This window comes from Brevibacterium sediminis (genome assembly GCF_013623905.1).
Taxonomy (GTDB): domain Bacteria; phylum Actinomycetota; class Actinomycetes; order Actinomycetales; family Brevibacteriaceae; genus Brevibacterium; species Brevibacterium sediminis.
The window spans coordinates 1-5,232 of sequence record NZ_JABKDD010000034.1 but is presented as its reverse complement, the minus strand read 5'-3'; the positions used below and the strand labels follow the sequence as shown (position 1 = coordinate 5,232).

Below are 5,232 nucleotides of genomic sequence, written 5' to 3'. Positions count from 1 at the left end.
AAAACTATGTCATGCACACCCCACAAAACGGGGCGCATTCTCTCATCACAACCAGAAAGGCGAATAAAGACTCTTCGCACACACCAACCCCACTAAAGGGAAAAAGTTGATGAGTGATCGGTGTATTAGTACCAGTCAACTCCACACCTTACAGTGCTTCCATACCCGGCCTATCAACCCCATCATCTATAGGACACCTCCCCTGACAAAAGTCAGTTGGAAATCTCATCTCGGAGCCGGCTTCCCGCTTAGATGCTTTCAGCGGTTATCCATCCCGAACGTAGCCAACCAGCCATGCTCCTGGCGGAACAACTGGCACACCAGAGGTTCGTCCGTCCCGGTCCTCTCGTACTAAGGACAGACCTCCACAAATTTCCTACGCACGCAGCGGATAGGGACCGAACTGTCTCACGACGTTCTAAACCCAGCTCGCGTACCGCTTTAATGGGCGAACAGCCCAACCCTTGGGACCGACTCCAGCCCCAGGATGCGACGAGCCGACATCGAGGTGCCAAACCATGCCGTCGATATGGACTCTTGGGCAAGATCAGCCTGTTATCCCCGAGGTACCTTTTATCCGTTGAGCGACCACGCTTCCACAAGCCATGGCCGGGTCACTAGTCCCAGCTTTCGCTCCTGCTCGACACGTCCGTCTCACAGTCAAGCTCCCTTGTGCACTTACACTCGACACCTGATTGCCAACCAGGCTGAGGGAACCTTTGGGCGCCTCCGTTACTCTTTAGGAGGCAACCGCCCCAGTTAAACTACCCATCAGGCACTGTCCCTGAACCCGATCAGGGTCCGAAGTTAAGGAATCCACTATGGTCAGAGTGGTATTTCACCGATCGACTCCACCCCAACTAGCGTCAGGGCCTCTACGTCTTCCACCTATCCTACACAAACCACACCGAATCCCAATACCAAACTATAGTGAAGGTCTCGGGGTCTTTCCGTCCTGCTGCGCGTAACGAGCATCTTTACTCGTAATGCAATTTCGCCGAGTTCGTGGTTGAGACAGCAGAGAAGTCGTTACGCCATTCGTGCAGGTCGGAACTTACCCGACAAGGAATTTCGCTACCTTAGGATGGTTATAGTTACCACCGCCGTTTACTGGGGCTTAAATTCTCCGCTTCACCCTTACGGGTTAACAGGTCCTCTTAACCTTCCAGCACCGGGCAGGCGTCAGTCCGTATACATCGACTTACATCTTCGCACGGACCTGTGTTTTTAATAAACAGTCGCTTCTCTCTGGCCTCTGCGACCACCACCAGCACATCCCCAAGCAAGTTGGGTTCACCGGGATGGTCCCCCTTCTCCCGAAGTTACGGGGGCATTTTGCCGAGTTCCTTAACCACGATTCTCTCGATCACCTTAGTATTCTCTACTCGACCACCTGTGTCGGTTATAGGGTACGGGCAACACACACCCTCACGTCGATGCTTTTCTCGGCAGCAGAGGATCACCAGATCACCCCACCAATGTGGGGCGCCCATCAGCTCTCACACTCTATGCGGGGACGGATTTACCTACCCCCACGTGCTACAACCTTAGACCGTGACTACCATCGCACGGCCTGGCTACCTTTCTGCGTCACACCTCACGCTTACCGACTCCACACTCAGGTCCCACCCGCAACCCCAACATCAAGTCCGAAGACTCAAAGGAGGAATTGGATGGTTAGTATCGTGTGTTTTGGTACTGTCGGTTGTGTGTCGGTACCAGAATATCAACTGGTTGTCCATCGACTACGCCTGTCGGCCTCGCCTTAGGTCCCGACTTACCCAGGGCGGATTAGCCTAGCCCTGGAACCCTTGGTCATCCGGTGGACGGGTTTCTCACCCGTCTTTCGCTACTCATGCCTGCATTCTCACTCGAATCGCCTCCACCACTCGTTCACACGGCAGCTTCTCCGGCAACTCGACGCTCCCCTACCCAACACCACACCATTACGGCGATTGTGGTGCTGCCACAACTTCGGCGGTGTACTTAGCCCCGCTACATTATCGGCGCTCAATCACTTGACCAGTGAGCTATTACGCACTCTTTCAAGGGTGGCTGCTTCTAAGCCAACCTCCTGGTTGTCTTCGCAACTGAACATCCTTTCCCACTGAGCACACGCTTAGGGGCCTTAGTTGATGGTCTGGGCTGTTTCCCTCTCGACAATGAAGCTTATCCCCCACTGTCTCACTGCCACGCTGAACCTTGACTGGCATTCGGAGTTTAGTTGACGTCAGTAACCCGGTAGGGCCCATCAGCCATCCAGTAGCTCTACCTCCAGCAAGAACCACGCAACGCTGCACCTAAATGCATTTCGGGGAGAACCAGCTATCACAGAGTTTGATTGGCCTTTCACCCCTAACCACAGGTCATCCCCTCCATTTTCAACTGAAGTGGGTGCGGGCCTCCACGCGCTCTTACACACGCTTCACCCTGCCCATGGCTAGATCACTCCGCTTCGGGTCTAGGACACGCGACTAGGATCGCCCTATTCGGACTCGCTTTCGCTACGGCTACCCCACACGGGTTAACCTCGCCACGCACCGCTAACTCGCAGGCTCATTCTTCAAAAGGCACGCCATCACAGTCATCTAGATACTGCTCTGACGGATTGTAAGCACATGGTTTCAGGTACTCTTTCACTCCCCTCCCGGGGTACTTTTCACCATTCCCTCACGGTACTTATCCGCTATCGGTCATCAGGAAGTATTTAGCCTTACCAGGTGGTCCTGGCAGATTCACACGAAATTCCACGAGTTCCGTGCTACTCGGGCATGCACACACTGCGAACAGCCAGCGTTTCGTCTACGGGACTCTCACCCACTCCGGTCCTGTTTCCCACCAGGTTCGACTACACCAACAACACTCACAGACCGGCCATGCTGGACCGGACCACGTACACCCCACAACACCCCTGCAGCAACACCAGCACGCTTGACACTGCACAGGTTTAGGCTCATCCAGTTTCGCTCGCCACTACTCCCGGAATCATTGTTATTTTCTCTTCCTGCGGGTACTGAGATGTTTCACTTCCCCGCGTTCCCTCCACATGCCCTATATATTCAGACACGGGTCACCACCCTCACGAGTGGCGGGGTTTCCCCATTCGGAGACCCTCGGATCAACGCCTGTTTATCGGCTCCCCGAGGCTTATCGCAGATTTCCACGTCCTTCATCGGCTCCTGATGCCAAGGCATCCACCATGCGCTCTTACACACTCACCCAACCCCCAAAAAAGGGACCGGCTCATGTGCGCGAAAAATATTGTTTCATTCACCTTAACTAGATGATGACAAGAAAAATCACATTACATAAACACCACACAAATATGGTGTTTGATGCTCGCGTCCACTATACGATTCTCAAACCACTACCAAACACCCACCACCACACACCAGAAGTCTCTGCTGCTTGGTGGTCGGGTTGGTCCTGTTGGTTGAAACCACACCCACACACACTGTGTGTGGGGTTTGTGATTCCAGGACCCAATAACGTGTTCGTTCTAGCCCACCCGATCACTCACCGCACCCGGGGCATTGACCCCAGCCGGGCTGTGTGGGCGAGCGGAAGAAGTGATGTTCCACCCTTGAGCTCCCAACCAGATGACACATTCGGTCACTGCGTTGGGGTTCTGATGTGTGCTCCTTAGAAAGGAGGTGATCCAGCCGCACCTTCCGGTACGGCTACCTTGTTACGACTTAGTCCCAATCACCAGTCCCACCTTAGACGGCCCCCTCCCACAAGTGGGTTGGGACACCGGCTTCGGGTGTTACCGACTTTCGTGACTTGACGGGCGGTGTGTACAAGGCCCGGGAACGTATTCACCGCAGCGTTGCTGATCTGCGATTACTAGCGACTCCGACTTCACGTAGTCGAATTGCAGACTACGATCCGAACTGAGACTGGCTTTAAGGGATTCGCTTACCCTCACGGGTTCGCCTCTCTCTGTACCAGCCATTGTAGCATGCGTGAAGCCCAAGACATAAAGGGCATGATGATTTGACGTCATCCCCACCTTCCTCCGAGTTGACCCCGGCAGTCTCCTATGAGTTCCCACCATCACGTGCTGGCAACATAGAACGAGGGTTGCGCTCGTTGCGGGACTTAACCCAACATCTCACGACACGAGCTGACGACAACCATGCACCACCTGTACACCAGCTCCAAAGAGAAGAACTGTTTCCAGAACGGTCCAGTGTATGTCAAGCCTTGGTAAGGTTCTTCGCGTTGCATCGAATTAATCCGCATGCTCCGCCGCTTGTGCGGGCCCCCGTCAATTCCTTTGAGTTTTAGCCTTGCGACCGTACTCCCCAGGCGGGGCACTTAATGCGTTAGCTACGGCGCGGAGAACGTGGAATGTCCCCCACACCTAGTGCCCAACGTTTACGGCATGGACTACCAGGGTATCTAATCCTGTTCGCTCCCCATGCTTTCGCTCCTCAGTGTCAGTTACAGCCCAGAGTCCCGCCTTCGCCACCGGTGTTCCTCCTGATATCTGCGCATTTCACCGCTACACCAGGAATTCCAGACTCCCCTACTGCACTCTAGTCAGCCCGTACCCACTGCACGCGCAACGTTAAGCGTTGCGTTTCCACAGCAGACGTGACCAACCACCTACGAGCTCTTTACGCCCAATAATTCCGGACAACGCTCGTACCCTACGTATTACCGCGGCTGCTGGCACGTAGTTAGCCGGTACTTCTTCTGCAGGTACCGTCACTTTCGCTTCTTCCCTGCTGAAAGCGGTTTACAACCCGAAGGCCGTCATCCCGCACGCTGCGTCGCTGCATCAGGGTTTCCCCCATTGTGCAATATTCCCCACTGCTGCCTCCCGTAGGAGTCTGGGCCGTGTCTCAGTCCCAGTGTGGCCGGTCGCCCTCTCAGGCCGGCTACCCGTCGTCGCCTTGGTAGGCCATTACCCCACCAACAAGCTGATAGGCCGCGAGCCCATCCCCGATCGAAAAACTTTCCACCAACCCTCATGCAAGGATTGGTCATATCCGGTATTAGACCCAGTTTCCCAGGCTTATCCCGAAATCAGGGGCAGGTTACTCACGTGTTACTCACCCGTTCGCCACTCATCCACCAACAGCAAGCTGTCGGCTTCAGCGTTCGACTTGCATGTGTTAAGCACGCAGCCAGCGTTCGTCCTGAGCCAGGATCAAACTCTCCATAAAAAACTTTATGTTACGAATGAATCCCAGCAAGACAGCCAACCCCTCACGGGGTGAGAAG

The 5,232-nt window shown here is 54.7% G+C and carries 2 rRNA genes; both read right to left on the bottom strand.

Annotated elements, in window-relative coordinates:
- Positions 1 to 105: 105 nt before the first annotated feature.
- A 23S ribosomal RNA gene (locus HK108_RS18560) occupies positions 106 to 3,221 on the bottom strand.
- A 425-nt stretch (positions 3,222 to 3,646) separates the two neighbouring features.
- A 16S ribosomal RNA gene (locus tag HK108_RS18555) occupies positions 3,647 to 5,174 on the bottom strand.
- The 16S and 23S rRNA genes sit together here, the layout of an rRNA operon.
- Positions 5,175 to 5,232: the final 58 nt, after the last annotated feature.